At 33.7% G+C, this 14,113-nt stretch carries 20 protein-coding genes and 1 other annotated feature; of the genes, 18 read left to right on the top strand and 2 right to left on the bottom strand.

Annotation, left to right across the window (positions count from 1 at the left end; translation table 11 throughout):
* Positions 1-181: 181 nt before the first annotated feature.
* Positions 182-262: a sequence feature (ribosomal protein L21 leader region), on the top strand.
* An 18-nt stretch (positions 263-280) separates the two neighbouring features.
* The 14 genes from rplU (at position 281) to recN (ending at position 10,731) form a co-directional block, all read left to right on the top strand.
* Positions 281-589, top strand: coding sequence for a 50S ribosomal protein L21 (gene rplU, locus LB941_RS03645; protein WP_253359559.1), 309 nt, complete (start codon positions 281-283; stop codon positions 587-589).
* A gap of 21 nt (positions 590-610) precedes the next feature.
* Positions 611-937, top strand: a complete 327-nt coding sequence (locus tag LB941_RS03640) for a ribosomal-processing cysteine protease Prp (protein ID WP_253359558.1) — start codon at positions 611-613, stop codon at positions 935-937.
* A gap of 23 nt (positions 938-960) precedes the next feature.
* A complete protein-coding gene (gene rpmA, locus LB941_RS03635; protein WP_275979987.1) occupies positions 961-1,242 on the top strand; it encodes a 50S ribosomal protein L27 in 282 nt (93 codons plus the stop codon).
* An 88-nt stretch (positions 1,243-1,330) separates the two neighbouring features.
* Positions 1,331-2,404, top strand: coding sequence for a M24 family metallopeptidase (locus LB941_RS03630; protein WP_253359557.1), 1,074 nt, complete (start codon positions 1,331-1,333; stop codon positions 2,402-2,404).
* 131 nt (positions 2,405-2,535) lie between these two features.
* Positions 2,536-3,093, top strand: coding sequence for an elongation factor P (gene efp, locus LB941_RS03625; RefSeq protein ID WP_253359556.1), 558 nt, complete (start codon positions 2,536-2,538; stop codon positions 3,091-3,093).
* 23 nt (positions 3,094-3,116) lie between these two features.
* Positions 3,117-3,551 carry an Asp23/Gls24 family envelope stress response protein gene (locus tag LB941_RS03620; RefSeq protein WP_253359555.1) on the top strand — a complete coding sequence of 145 codons (435 nt, stop codon included), beginning with the start codon at positions 3,117-3,119 and terminating at the stop codon, positions 3,549-3,551.
* A 1-nt stretch (position 3,552) separates the two neighbouring features.
* A complete protein-coding gene (gene nusB / locus LB941_RS03615) occupies positions 3,553-3,966 on the top strand; it encodes a transcription antitermination factor NusB (RefSeq protein ID WP_253359554.1) in 414 nt (137 codons plus the stop codon).
* A gap of 233 nt (positions 3,967-4,199) precedes the next feature.
* Complete coding sequence (folD, locus tag LB941_RS03610) at positions 4,200-5,060, top strand: bifunctional methylenetetrahydrofolate dehydrogenase/methenyltetrahydrofolate cyclohydrolase FolD (protein ID WP_253359553.1); 861 nt, start codon at positions 4,200-4,202, stop codon at positions 5,058-5,060.
* The gene (gene xseA, locus LB941_RS03605; protein ID WP_253359552.1) at positions 5,050-6,402 is read left to right on the top strand and encodes an exodeoxyribonuclease VII large subunit; all 1,353 of its coding nucleotides are present in this window, start codon (positions 5,050-5,052) and stop codon (positions 6,400-6,402) included. Before folD ends, xseA begins: the two co-directional genes overlap by 11 nt.
* Entirely contained in the window at positions 6,399-6,635 is a 237-nt protein-coding gene (locus LB941_RS03600; protein WP_253359551.1) for an exodeoxyribonuclease VII small subunit, read from the top strand. Before xseA ends, LB941_RS03600 begins: the two co-directional genes overlap by 4 nt.
* Positions 6,622-7,527, top strand: coding sequence for a polyprenyl synthetase family protein (locus tag LB941_RS03595; RefSeq protein ID WP_253359707.1), 906 nt, complete (start codon positions 6,622-6,624; stop codon positions 7,525-7,527). Before LB941_RS03600 ends, LB941_RS03595 begins: the two co-directional genes overlap by 14 nt.
* Positions 7,524-8,339 carry a TlyA family RNA methyltransferase gene (locus LB941_RS03590; RefSeq protein WP_253359550.1) on the top strand — a complete coding sequence of 272 codons (816 nt, stop codon included), beginning with the start codon at positions 7,524-7,526 and terminating at the stop codon, positions 8,337-8,339. The genes LB941_RS03595 and LB941_RS03590 overlap by 4 nt, the downstream gene beginning before the upstream one ends.
* A gap of 92 nt (positions 8,340-8,431) precedes the next feature.
* Positions 8,432-8,893, top strand: a complete 462-nt coding sequence (locus LB941_RS03585; protein WP_253359549.1) for an arginine repressor — start codon at positions 8,432-8,434, stop codon at positions 8,891-8,893.
* A 119-nt stretch (positions 8,894-9,012) separates the two neighbouring features.
* Entirely contained in the window at positions 9,013-10,731 is a 1,719-nt protein-coding gene (gene recN / locus LB941_RS03580; RefSeq protein WP_253359547.1) for a DNA repair protein RecN, read from the top strand.
* Between the two features lie 100 nt (positions 10,732-10,831).
* Here recN and lexA read toward each other — a convergent pair whose 3' ends face one another.
* A complete protein-coding gene (gene lexA / locus LB941_RS03575; protein ID WP_253359545.1) occupies positions 10,832-11,455 on the bottom strand; it encodes a transcriptional repressor LexA in 624 nt (207 codons plus the stop codon).
* A gap of 152 nt (positions 11,456-11,607) precedes the next feature.
* Between lexA and LB941_RS03570 the strand changes: the two genes are divergently transcribed.
* On the top strand, positions 11,608-11,859 hold the full coding sequence (locus LB941_RS03570) for a DUF896 domain-containing protein (RefSeq protein ID WP_253359543.1): 252 nt from the start codon (positions 11,608-11,610) through the stop codon (positions 11,857-11,859).
* An 86-nt stretch (positions 11,860-11,945) separates the two neighbouring features.
* Positions 11,946-12,170, top strand: coding sequence for a YneF family protein (locus LB941_RS03565; RefSeq protein ID WP_253359542.1), 225 nt, complete (start codon positions 11,946-11,948; stop codon positions 12,168-12,170).
* An 84-nt stretch (positions 12,171-12,254) separates the two neighbouring features.
* Here LB941_RS03565 and LB941_RS03560 read toward each other — a convergent pair whose 3' ends face one another.
* Positions 12,255-12,890, bottom strand: coding sequence for a lysophospholipid acyltransferase family protein (locus LB941_RS03560; RefSeq protein WP_253359541.1), 636 nt, complete (start codon positions 12,888-12,890; stop codon positions 12,255-12,257).
* 104 nt (positions 12,891-12,994) lie between these two features.
* On the opposite strand from LB941_RS03560, the gene LB941_RS03555 reads away from it, so the two are divergent.
* Together LB941_RS03555 and LB941_RS03550 are read left to right on the top strand one after the other, a co-directional pair.
* On the top strand, positions 12,995-13,735 hold the full coding sequence (locus tag LB941_RS03555; RefSeq protein WP_341869220.1) for a tRNA1(Val) (adenine(37)-N6)-methyltransferase: 741 nt from the start codon (positions 12,995-12,997) through the stop codon (positions 13,733-13,735).
* Positions 13,725-14,006, top strand: coding sequence for a GIY-YIG nuclease family protein (locus LB941_RS03550; RefSeq protein ID WP_253359539.1), 282 nt, complete (start codon positions 13,725-13,727; stop codon positions 14,004-14,006). The genes LB941_RS03555 and LB941_RS03550 overlap by 11 nt, the downstream gene beginning before the upstream one ends.
* The last annotated feature ends 107 nt before the right edge of the window (positions 14,007-14,113 follow it).

Genomic DNA, 14,113 nt, shown 5'->3' with positions numbered 1-14,113 from the left:
AAATATTAAGGATATCGTCTCCCTTATTAATGAATATCTTAGTAGAATTTTAGCAAAAACACAAGCTTTTATGACATTATATTCTTATACTTTTTTAGTGGAAAAAAGTTTATTTTAATCGTAATTATACTTGACGTATCAATAATAGTTTGATATCATTTAAACGTTGTATTTGTGCATGTCACAGCTGCAACCGCACGTTTTAAGTATTTAAGCATTTGATTATTCAAATCACTACATTACGGCGAGTCTAAGTCAATATATAAGGAGGTGCACAGATATGTACGCAATTATTAAAACAGGTGGTAAACAATTAAAAGTTGAAGCTGGTCAAGCAATTTATGTTGAAAAGTTGGCTGCTAATGCAGGTGAAACTGTAACTTTTGACGAAGTAGTATTGGTTGGTGGCGAAAAAACGGTTGTTGGTACACCAGTAATTGAAGGCGCAACTGTTACAGGTACTGTTGAAAAACAAGGCCGTGCTAAGAAGGTTGTAACTTTCAAATATAAGCCTAAAAAGCATTCACATACCAAAAAAGGTCATCGTCAACCTTATACAAAGGTTGTTATTGATGCTATCAATGCATAAGCTTAGAATCTTGGTGTAAAAATGATTCATGCTAAGTTTATCAAGAAAAACAAAGTTATTGTTGCGTTTGAATTACAAGGACATGCAGAATCAGGCGATTTCGGTCATGACTTAGTATGTGCAGCAGTTTCGGCTTTAACTATTAATACAGTTAATAGCATTGAAAAACTATTGAAGGTCAAATTAACAGTTTTTGAAGATCAACTTGCTGGAGGCTTTTTAAAAGTAGAGATTCCAGTATCTAAAGTTTCGGATTCAAAAGTACAATTGTTAATTGCAAGTCTGCAATTAGGACTTCAATCAATAGCAAAAGAAGAAAATTATCGAGATTATATAACAATTGGTTAAAAAATAAGGAGGTGCACTGAATTATGTTAATGAACTTACAATATTTCGCTCACAAAAAGGGTGGTGGTTCTACATCTAACGGTCGTGATTCACGTTCAAAACGTTTAGGCGCAAAACGTGCTGATGGCCAAGTTGTTAGTGGTGGTTCTATCCTTTATCGTCAACGTGGTACTCGTATTTATCCAGGTACAAATGTTGGTATGGGTGGCGACAATACTTTGTTTGCTAAGACTGATGGCGTTGTTAAGTTTGAACGCAAAGGTCGCGATAAAAAACAAGTTTCAGTATACCCGGTAGCTGAATAATTGAAAATGTAAGTGAGGTTGAGACAGATTTTGTTTTGTCTTAACCTCTCTTTTGTATTTTGATAGAGCTAATTTTGAGGTGATAGGAATGCAAAAAGAAAGAATAAACAAATTGCGTCAATTGATGAATAAAATGAGTGTCGACTGTTTTTTAGTAACCGAAAGAGCAAATATCTTTTATTTAAGTGGCTTTACTGGTGATGACGGTGTTTTATTAATTACAGAAAACAGTTGCTATATCATCACAGATAAGCGATTTGAGTTACAATTAAGTAGTGAAGCATTAGGTTGGAAAAATGTCTTAACACGTGATTATATAAAAATGGCAGCTAAGCTCGCTGCTAAAGAAAAGATGGTCGCGATGGCATTTGAAAGTTCTCTAACATATGCTCAATATGATATTTTAGATGAAGAAGCAATTTGTGATATTGTACCTTTAAGTGGTGTTATTGAAAAAATTCGTTCAATTAAGGACGAAACTGAGATTGCTAAAATTCGTTATTCATGTGAGGTCGCTAAGCGTGGGTATGAATTTGTAGTGAAGTTATTAAATGATGCGACTTCAAATGAAATAACAGAACTAGATGTGGCGAATGAATTGGACTATTTTATGAAGAAAAATGGTGCATCAGAGAAATCGTTTGAAACGATTTTAGCTACAGGGGAACATACAACTTGGCCACACGGTACTGCGAGTGATAAAAAAATAATTACAGGTGACTTAATAACACTTGATTATGGATACTATGTACAAAAGTACACTTCTGATGTAACACGTACTTTTGGATACGGAGAACAATCAGCGGAAGTTAAAAAGATATATGCAACTGTTTATGAAGCCAATTTGCGGACAGTTGCTGCTGTAAAAGCTGGAATTAGTGGACAAGAACTTGATTATATAGGACGACAATACATAACGGACCAAGGATATGGCAATTATTTTAATCATGGCATGGGGCATGGTATTGGACTAAGCATTCATGAATTACCTAATATAGGTAAAAGTTATAATGAAAACTTGGAAGTCGGACAGATTATAACGATTGAACCAGGTGTTTATGTACCTGGCGTTGGTGGAGTGCGAATTGAAGATGACATATTAGTTACAGAAAATGGTTATGAAGTACTAACAGACTTTGGACGTAATTATCTAGAGGTATAATCTTTAGCTTGCATTTGAACCATGATTCTTGCTATTATGAAGTGTATGCAAAAATTTGTTTTTAATATATGCAGTACTTAATAAATATTTATTATACAAATATAGTGCGGATATTTTCGAGGAGGATATATATGATTTCAGTTAATGAATTCAAAAATGGATTAACCATTCAGGTGGATGGAGGCTTATGGCGTGTTGTTGAATTTCAACATGTTAAACCAGGGAAAGGTAGTGCGTTTGTACGTTCTAAATTAAAAAATTTGCGAAGCGGCGCTATGCAAGAAAAAACTTTCCGTGCTGGTGAAAAAGTAGAACAAGCACAGATTGATCGTAAAAAGATGCAATATTTATATGCTGATGGCGATAGTTTTGTTTTTATGGATACAGAAACGTATGAGCAATTAGAGTTGCCAGGCGAACGAATTAAAGCAGAATTGAAGTATCTTAAAGAAAATATGATTGTTAGTATCATTATGTTTGGTGCTGAAACTTTGGGAGTTGAAATGCCTAATACAGTTGACTTAGAAGTTAAAGAAACGGAACCAGGTATTAAAGGTGATACATCTTCAGGTGGCTCAAAACCAGCAACTTTAGAAACGGGATTGGTTGTTCAAGTACCTTTCTTCGTGAGCGAAGGCGATGTTTTAACAATTAATACGGTAGATGGTACGTACATTTCACGTGCTTAGCTTTTTGAAGGAGGTATTTGTTTATGGCTGAAGATAGTAAGATAATCTTGGCAGGTAACGAATCAAGCTTAGGAGAAGTGCGTATTGCACCAGAAGTTATTGAAGTTATTATAGGTATTGCCGCTAATAAAGTGGATGGTGTCTATTCTATGCGCGGTTCATTAGCAAATAGTTTTTCAGAATTATTTAGGCGCCAAGATAGAGGTAGTGGCAAGGGTGTAAGGCTAGATCAATCTGAAGGTGAATTAAAAGTTAATGTGTATGCATTTTTGAATTATGGTGTTTCAGTACCTAAAGTTGCACTTGAAATTCAAGAAAAAGTTAAACAACAAGTTTTGTTTATGACCGGATTGAAGTTAGCTGCTGTAGATGTTCATATTCAAGGAGTAGTTCCTGAAAAAAGAGAACCAACAGTAGATCCTAATAACTTATTTGGTGAAGAAGACGGGGAAGAGTAAAGTGAGTATAACTAGGCATGAAGTACGGATACTAGCATTTCAAACGTTATTTGCTCTAAATAGCAATCCTGAAGCTGACCCTTCTGAGATATATACTCAGTTAATTGAAGAAACAAGTACTCAGCCTAAGATTCCTGCCTATTTGGAGCAATTGGTGTCTGGTGTGTCCAATAATCGAGTTGAAATTGATGAGGTTATCGCACAGTATCTTAAAAAAAATTGGGCAATAAATCGACTCAATAAAACAGATTTATTAATCTTAAGATTAGCAGTCTATGAAATAAAATGGATGCCAGAAACACCTGATAAAGTTGCATTAGATGAGGCTTTACAGCTGGCAAAAGAATTTAGTGATGATAAATCACGACGTTTTATTAATGGAGTATTATCTAATTTAGTAGAAAAAAACAATTAAAGTGTTTAAAAGTCTGGGACAAAGTCCTAGACTTTTTTTAGTGCTAAGTATTTGGTGCAAAAGTATGTTTTCATAGTAAGTTAGTAGCACTTAATGGCTTAATCTAATCAGATAATTCAAAATTTAGATTATTCAGGTTACGATGTTAATACTTTCTAATTAGTAGAGTTCTACACAAGCAAGTTTTTTCATGCTAAAATAAAAGGAAGGATTTTAAATAGTGAGGTTATAATATGACAGTTTTGATGGATGGGAGAAAGCTCTCAAAAAAGATTAAAGAACAATTACGAGTTAGGGTCGAAAAGCTTGAAAAATCTGCAGGTATTGTACCTCGTTTAGTAGTTATTATGGTGGGGCAAGACGCTGCAAGTCAAATTTATGTACGCAACAAGCAACAAGCGGCTAAGAAAATAGGTATTCAAACAATTGACAATATGTTGCCAGAAGATACTAAAGAAGAAGAAATTTTAAATTTAATTTACGAATATAATGAAGATCCTAATATACACGGAATACTAGTTCAATTGCCTTTACCGGCACATATTAATGAAGAAAATGTAACGCATGCAATTTTACCAGCTAAAGATGTAGATGGGTTTCATCCAGTTAATATGGGGCACCTATTTATGAATGCACCCCATTCTTTACCGTGTACTCCGAGAGGAATCATGGAATTATTTAAAGAATATGAAATTAGTCCTAAAAGCAAGAATGTAGTTATTATAGGGAGAAGTAATATAGTAGGGCGCCCTATGGCAGCGTTGATGATAAATGCAGATGCAACGGTTACTATTGCACATAGTAAAACACTTAACCTATCAAAACTTACGCAACAAGCAGATATTGTAATTGTGGCAACAGGACAGCCACAAATGTTGACAGGTGAAGACATAAAAAAGGATGCAGTTGTTATTGATGTAGGTATGAATCGATTGCCTAATGGTAAACTAGTTGGAGATGTTGATCAAGCAAGTATTGATGGAATTGCCAGTTACTTAACTCCTGTTCCTGGAGGTGTTGGTCCAATGACAATTGCAATGTTAATGAAGCAAGTTGTTGAATTCGCTGAAAGAAGTGTTAAAAATGACTGTTAATAATCAATATTTGACAGTGACAGCTTTGACAAAGTATATTCATCGGAAATTTAGTGTTGATCCATATTTGCAAAAAGTTTATTTAACAGGAGAAATATCAAATTTCAGAATTCGGCCACGACACCAGTATTTTAGTTTGAAAGATGAGACAGCTAAAATAGATGCAATTATGTTTGAAGGGAGTTTTAAAAAACTTAAATTCAAACCTGAAAGTGGAATGAAGGTTTTAGTTTGTGGTCGAATTGATTTATATGAAGGAAATGGTAATTATCAGATTATTATTGAAGATATGCAACCTGATGGAATTGGAGCTTTGTATCAAGCATATGAACAATTAAAAGAAAAGTTAGCTAATGAAGGGCTATTTAATGCACCTAAGAAAAAGTTAGTCAAGTTTCCGCATCGAATTGCTGTTATTACAAGTCCTTCTGGAGCAGTAATTCGTGATATTATAACTACAACTAAAAGACGTTATCCGATAGCGCAATTAGTCTTATTTCCGGCTGTGGTGCAGGGAAATCAAGCTGCTCCATCGCTTGTGGGACGTTTAACTGAAATTAATAAACGTGCTGATTTTGATACCATTATTATTGGACGTGGTGGCGGGTCAATTGAGGATTTATGGCCATTTAACGAAGAAAGTGTAGCTCGTGCAATTGCGGCTAGTCATATTCCAGTTATTTCATCGGTTGGTCACGAGACAGATACGACAATTGCAGATTTGGTTGCAGATGTTAGAGCAGCAACACCTACTGCAGCAGCTGAACTAGCAACACCAGTTTTAAGTGAAGAAGTTCAAAAAATCAGACAAAATCGAATGCGAATTTGGCAAAGTTGCAGTCAATTATTAAAACGTAAGCGTGAAAGTTGGCAAAGATTACAGCAATCATATGTATTTACACAACCTAAAAGATTGTATGAAAATTATGAGCAGCGGCTTGACATTTTAGAAATGAAACAAAAGCAAGCTTTAAAGGATATTATTCATGCCAAAAGAACATATTATGAAACGCTCCAAAACAAATTGCAAGTGGCTACTCCAATCAGCCGGTGTAGCTTAGCAAAACAAAGTGTAATTCAGATAAGAAAGCAACTTATTTTAAATATGAAAAATGTGTTGAAGAAAAATGAAAAAGATGTTTTAGACAAAGTGCATAGTTTAGAAATATTAAGTCCATTAAAAGTAATGGGACGTGGCTTTTCTTATGTGACTACAGATGAAAATGAAGCTGTTGTAAAAAGAGTTGCTGATTTGAAAGAAAAGCAGCAAGTTAAATTGCATTTAGTTGATGGAATTGCTAAAGCGGAGATTTTGGAGATTATAAAGGAAGAAGAAAAATGACAAAACAAACAATGAGTTTTGAAGAAAATTTAACACGTTTAGACCAAATAGTAACACAATTGGAGAAAGGTGATACACCATTAGAAGATGCGATGACTCAGTTTCAAGAAGGAATGGTTTTGAGTAAAAAGTTGGAAGAAACCCTCAAAGATGCAGAAAAAACATTGACAAAAATTATTGATGATAATGGTGAGGAACAATTATTTGAAGAAAAATCAGATGAAAACAAATAAGCAAAATCTGCAAGCATTTGAAGAGTTATATCGACCACAAATAGATCAAGTATTAGTAGATTATTTAAATAGTTTAAAAAGCAATGCTTCATTAAAAAAGGCTATGTTGTATTCAGTTTTAGCAGGCGGAAAAAGGATACGGCCAATTTTGATGTTAGCTGTTTTAGCAAGTCTACGTGATTCTATCAATAAATCTGAAATAGAGGTAGCAGCTTCATTAGAATTAATACATACATATTCTTTAATTCATGACGATCTACCTGAAATGGATAATGATGATTTACGTCGTGGAAAGCCAACTAATCATAAAGTGTTTGGTCAAGCACTGGCTGTATTAGCGGGGGACGGATTATTGACAAGTGCTTTTGAATGGTTAAGTCAAGTTAAAATTGATAATCAAATTAAAATTGAGTTATTACATGAATTAGCATATGCAGCTGGACCACAAGGGATGGTTAATGGTCAAGTTGGCGATATTCTAGGAGAAAAACAACAGTTAACACTTGCTCAATTACAAGAGGTACATCGCGGGAAAACAGGTGCTTTACTTAGATATGCATGTAAAGCAGGTGCATTGATGGGTGCAGCAGATGATAAGATTAGCGAATTATTATGTTTGTATGGTGAAAACTTTGGATTAGCATTTCAAATATACGATGATATTTTAGACGTAGTTTCTACTGAAAAAGAAATGGGAAAAGCAGTTCATAAGGACACAAGTGAAAATAAAAATACGTATCCAGAATTACTAGGCTTGAATAAAGCATACTCTAAATTAGAACAAACTATTTTAGCGGCTAAAAAAAATCTAGCTGATTTAGAGGCTGAAGGTATTAAGACTGATTTACTATTGGAATTATTGGATTATTTTGAAATAAAGGAGCCAAGATGAAAAAAGAAAGAGTAGATGTTTTATTGGTACAACAAGGATTGTTTGATACACGCGAACAAGCTAAACGTGCGGTTATGGCTGGTGAAATTTTAGGGGAAAACGAAGAACGCCTTGATAAACCAGGAATGAAAATTGCAATTGAAACAAAATTGCATTTTAAAGGTAAAAAAATGCCATATGTTAGCCGAGGCGGTTTAAAACTAGAAAAAGCATTACGTGTGTTTAAGCTTTCTGTACGCAATAAGATTATTTTAGATATTGGCTCTTCAACTGGTGGTTTTACGGATGTTGTCCTTCAAAAAGGAGCTAAAATGAGCTATGCACTTGATGTTGGAACAAATCAGTTAGCTTGGAAGCTTCGCCAAGATGAGAGAGTAGTTGTAATGGAAAATACTAATTTTCGTTATAGTAAATTGGCTGATTTTACATATGGACAACCAGATTTTACAACAATTGATGTTTCGTTTATTTCGCTACACTTAATCTTACCTAACTTGCATACCATTATTAAACAAGGTGGTGTTGTAGTTGCTTTGATAAAGCCACAGTTTGAAGCTGGGAAAAATCGGGTTGGAAAAAATGGGATTGTTCGTGATGAAAATGTTCATTTAGATGTGTTAACGGATATCATTACATTTGCAGCTCAATGTGGGTATGATGTGAACAATTTAGATTTTTCACCAATTACAGGTGGTGAGGGAAATATTGAATTTTTAGTCCAACTAACAGCGGTAAACGGAGAAGGTAAGATTGACTCTAGGATTGATTTGAATAATACCTTGAGACAGGCGTACCTAACATTACACAAATGAATGTTAAATTCAAATAAAAATCTTTCATATTTTTAAGTTTTACGCTATCATTAAGTAAACGATATCCAGAAAAGCTAGGTGATGATTTGGTTATGAAAAAGCAAGAGCGACAAAGAATGATTAAGCAAGTACTGCATGATAATGATGTGTATCGTCAAGAAGATTTAGTCAGAATTTTAGCTGAAAAAGGTGTTTGGGTGACTCAAGCCACAGTTTCACGGGATGTTAAAGATATGCAACTCATTAAGTTACCAACGCTTGATGGTACATATGTTTACAGCATGCCAACAGAAAAAAAGATGAATACGGAAAAAAAGATTACAAAAATCATCAGTGAAACCTATGTGTTTTCAAATTGTCATGAAGATTTATGTGTAGTAAAGGTTCTTCCTGGCAATGGTCCAGTGCTCTCTAGCTTAATTGATCAAATGAATTATCCTGAGGTTTTTGCAACTCTGGGAGATGATAATACTATTATGATTTATGCTTACTCACCTGAAGATGCACAGCAAATTCAGCAAAAATTATTAGCAATGGTCGAAAATAATAGTTAAAAGATATGTTAATAATCTAGCGTTAGCATTTATAAAAGTTAGAAAAGGTAATGACTGTTGACTTTTTCTGACTTTTATTTTCTAAAAATGAATTCTGATTTTTATGAAGAGGTGATATTTTGTTACAAGAATTAACGATTAGAGATTTTGCAATTATTGAAAAAATGGATATTGACTTTAGATCTCAGATGACAGTGCTAACTGGTGAAACGGGAGCAGGAAAATCAATTATTATTGATGCATTGGGTTTACTTGCAGGTGGTCGTGGATCAGTTGAATTTATTCGTCGAGGGATGAACAAAGCTTTAATTCAAGGGCAATTTTTAGTGCCTAAATCAGCAATGACATTCACGATTTTGGACAGTTTAGGGATTGAACATGAAGATGAATCACTAATTTTAGAACGTGATATCTATCAAAGTGGGCGCAATGTTTGTAGGATAAATGGTATTTTAGTTAATTTAGCTTCATTAAGACGTGTTGGAGAAACTTTAATAGATATTCACGGGCAAAATGAACATCAGGAGCTAATGCATCCTGAAACACATATTAATTTGTTAGATAGCTATAACAAAAAATTAGTCAATTTAAAACAAGAATATTTGGAAAAATATCAAGAATATAGATATCTGCAAAATATTTTGAGTAAACGTGAGGCTAATGAGAAAGCTTGGGCGCAAAGATTGGATATGTTGGAATTTCAATCTCAAGAAATTGAAAACGCTAATTTAAAAGAAAATGAAGAAGAAAAGCTGATTGAAGAAAAAAAGCGATTAGACAACTATCAAGCAATTCATGAAGCATTAGAGACAAGTTATCAAGTATTAACAGAAGAAAACTATGATGTTGTTGGAAACTTAGGCCGTGCTATGGAAGAATTGGAGAAAACGGCTGATTTAGCACCTGAGTTGAAACAAATTTCTGAAAAAGTATCAGATGCGTTTTATAGTTTGCAAGATGTAACCCACGATATTTCAAGTGAGTTAGATCAAATGGAATGGGATGAAAATCGACTTAATCAAATTGAGCAACGATTAGAATTGATTCATCAATTAAAGCGCAAATATGGAGATTCAATAACACAAATTTTAAATTACGATACTAAAATTAAGAATGAACTTGAAGAAATGCATAGTAATGAAACAAGCTCGGAAAAGCAGGAAGCAGCAGTTAAGGATGCATTGATTGCAGCAAAAAAGCTCGCGGTGATTTTATCAAGAAAACGAAAAAACACAGCAAAATTGCTTGAAAAAGCAGTGCATGAGCAATTAAGAGCACTTTATATGGACAAAGCAGTTTTTGAAGTTAAATTTTTCCCTATGAATGATTTAAATGAGAATGGTTCAGAAAAAGTTGAATTTTATATTCAAACTAATTTAGGCGAAACGATGGGGCCATTAGCTAGAATAGCTTCTGGAGGAGAATTGTCACGGATTATGCTAGCTCTAAAGACGATTTTTGCAAGAAAACAAGATATAACAAGTATAATATTTGATGAAGTTGATACAGGAGTAAGTGGACGTGTTGCACAGGCTATTGCTGAAAAAATTAGTCAGATTGCAATGCGGTCGCAAGTTCTATGTATTACACATTTACCACAGGTAGCAGCTATCTCAGAACACCATTATTTTATTTCAAAGCATATCCACAATGGAAGAACTGAAACTACATTGGTTAAACTAGATAATAAAGAGCGAATTAATGAGATAGCAAGAATGCTTTCGGGTTCGGAAATAACTAAACTAACATTACAACATGCTGAAGAATTATTACAAATGGCAACAAAAATTCGCAAGGACAATAATTCGAATATGGTAAATAGTAATAAAGAAAAATAAAAGTGAAGTGCCTCATAATTGTTAGATATAAAAAATCAACAGTTATGGGGCACTCACTTAAGGAAAGTATTTTCTCCGACAATGTAGGCAGTAGAAATGATTAAATTAATGGTCGATATAAGCCAACAACTTTACCTAGAATAACTACATCATTAAGAATAATAGGGGCCATAGTATCATTTTCAGGTTGTAAGCGGATATGTTGCTTTTCTTTGAAAAACCGTTTACAAGTTGCTTCATTTGTATCTGTCATAGCGATAACAATGTCACCATTGTCGGCGCTAGTTTGGCGACGTACAATTACTTGATCACCATTTAGGATGCCTGCATTAATCATACTCTCACCTCTAATTTTTAGCATGAATAAATCAGTTGCTGATTTAAATGTTGGTGGTAGCGGAAAGTACTCAGAAATTTCTTGTTCAGCTAAAATTGGTTTTCCGGCGGTAACTACACCTAAAATAGGAATAAAGCCTTCATGAGCTGAAACGCCAAGATATTCAAGACCAGCAACTGTAATTTCCATTGCACGTGGTTTAGTTAAATCACGTGTAATCAGTTTATTTTTGGTTAGAGTATCAAGATACCCATGAACAGTTGAGGTTGATGATAAGCCAACAGATTGGCAAATTTCACGAACTGTAGGAGGATAGGATTTTTCATTAATAAAATCGTAAATATAGCGAAGGATAGCATGTTGCCTTTTTTCGGAGATTTTAGACATTGTCTCACCTCATTGTGAATATATATTTTGGTTAAGTATAGCATAACTAATACATAGATTCAAACGAGCGTTCGCTTAAAATTCTTGTGTTTTTGTATATTTTCAGGTATTATTTTTATGAATGAGAAAGAAATATATAAAGAAGGTTTATCATGGAAAACAATGGAATTCCCCAAAATTTAATTGATCGTATAAATGAATTGGCTAAAAAGAAAAAAACGCTTGGACTAACCGCAGAAGAAAAAGAGGAACAAAAAAGTTTACGTGAAACGTATCTAACAATGTTTCGCGAGAATTTTCGTAGTCATGTTGAAATGCTGCAAGTGTTTGATAAAACGGGTAAAGAAGTTACACCACAAAAAGTTCGTGATGTTCAGCGAGAAAAAGGATTACGTGATGATTAATTGATAACTTTTTCAGACAAGTGCTTTATTTTTATAGACTTATTGTGTAAACTAGTTAAGTGAGATTTAGAAAGGAGCGAGAGTGAATGTCAACAGGTGTTTGGATTTTAATTGTAATTATTGCAATTGTTGGTGGCTTTGTAGCGGGTTTTTTTGTTGCTCGTAAATATATGGAAGATTATTTAAAAAAGAATCCACCTATAAATGAACAAATGATTAAATCAATGATGCTACAAATGGGCCAGAAACCTTCTGAAAAGAAATTGCATCAGATGATGAGCGCAATGAAGTCAAATTATGGTAAAAAATAATTTGTGTTAAACAATGAGAATTAGTAATAAGTCATAAAAGAGAGACTGGGGAAAAATTCTCAGTCTCTCTTTTATGAGGAAATATTAACTGTTTTCTTTTTTTGATGCAGGATCAATATAAACAAAATTAGGGTCAATTTCATTATCAATTTTATTGAAAGACTGCTCCATTTCTTTGATTATTTGGCCTTGAAAATCGGCAGTTATTTTAGTTTTGCGCTCAATATATATTGGATCACCAAAGGAAACTGTTACTTTTTTACGAGAAAGTAGTTGTTTAAAAGTTAAAGGACCTTGATAAACAGCCGGGACAATTGGAATACCAGCCATTTTAGCAATTAAAATAGCGCCACCTTTTAACTCCTGGGAATGTCTAGTTCCTGATGGAAACATTATTAAAGAGATATCACGTTTACGTAGCCAAGTTACAGGAGTCTTAATGACCGATGGACCAGGATTATTACGATTTACAGGAAATGCGTTTGCATGAACCAAGATAAAACGTAAGATGGGATTTTTAAAAAGCTCTTCTTTAGCCATAAAAGAAAATTTTTTAGGTGCAGCAGCTAATGCAAAGTAAAGAGGATCAAACCAAGTCCGATGAGGCCCTACTAAGATATAGTTGCCCTTTGGCAATTTATCTTTATTAAGATAATGAGCATTGCCATTTAAAATGAACAAGATTATGCGCACAAGTGCACGTATAAATGAATAAAACAACGATGGGGACTCCTTTCTAGAATTAGATATTGTATGCTACTAGTATGCCGAATTTTAGAAGAAGTTGCAAGTTAGAAATAGAGGTGAAGAGTTTGAGGCCTGATTTGTTACAGTCTAATGAACGCGTAGATGAATTATACGCAAATAATATCAAAATAATTCAAAGTAATGAGGTGTTCTCTTTTTCACTTGATGCAGTTTTGCTGGCATATTTTGCACAGCCAATTTTAAAGCCAAACGGAAAAATTGTAGATTTATGTGCAGGAAATGGGGCTATTGGCTTGTTTTTGAGTGCAAAAAGTAAAGCACAAATTATCGAAGTGGAAATTCAAGAACGATTGGCAGATATGGCGAAGCGAAGTATAAAATTGAATAGTTTGGATAAACAGATTGATGTTTTAAATATTGATTTAAATAATGTCAAAAATTATATAGCATCTGATTCTGTTGATACGGTGACATGTAATCCACCTTATTTCAAAAATTTAATAACTAGCAAAAAAAATCCAAATGAGTATCTTGCAATTGCCCGACATGAGATAACAGTGACTTTAGAACAAGTTATCAAAGAGACAAGTTCACTACTAAAAATGGGAGGCAAATTTTATATGGTGCACCGGCCAGAGCGGTTTGTCGAAATTATTGATTTACTTCGTGCTAATCGGCTAGCACCTAAGAAAATTCAAATGGTTTATCCAAAAGCTGGAAAAGAAGCTAATATGCTCCTCATTGAAGCTATTAAAGATGGTAAAAGTGGAGGAGTTCGTTTTTTAGAGCCAATTGTTGTGTATAAAGATAATGGGGAATATACGACTAAAATGCAAGGTATATTGTATGGAGAATAATAAAAAATTTTATTTCTACGTAGTGCTATGTGCAGACAATTCTTTTTATGGCGGATATACAACTAACATAGAACACCGCATTTCAGTACATAATGCTGGTAAAGGTGCAAAGTATACAAAAACACGACGACCTGTAAAACTGATTTATTTTGAAGAGTTTTCTACCAAATCGGATGCACTTAAAGCAGAGTATTCTTTTAAACATCAAACGCGTAAACAAAAAGAAAAATATTTAACTAATCATGCTGTACTCTCTAAGTGGCTATCATAAGATAAGCACATTTTAATTTTTGATTAGAATCAAGCAAATAAGCGGATATAAATTGTTTGTTGTGCTAGACTTAAAGAGTTGAGTATTAAATTTCTATTTTTTTCAGC

It is taken from the genome of Ligilactobacillus ubinensis, assembly GCF_024160875.1.
Classification (GTDB): Bacteria; Bacillota; Bacilli; order Lactobacillales; family Lactobacillaceae; genus Ligilactobacillus; species Ligilactobacillus ubinensis.
Note: the sequence above shows the minus strand (reverse complement) of the source record. Positions and strands in the feature narration are given on the sequence as shown.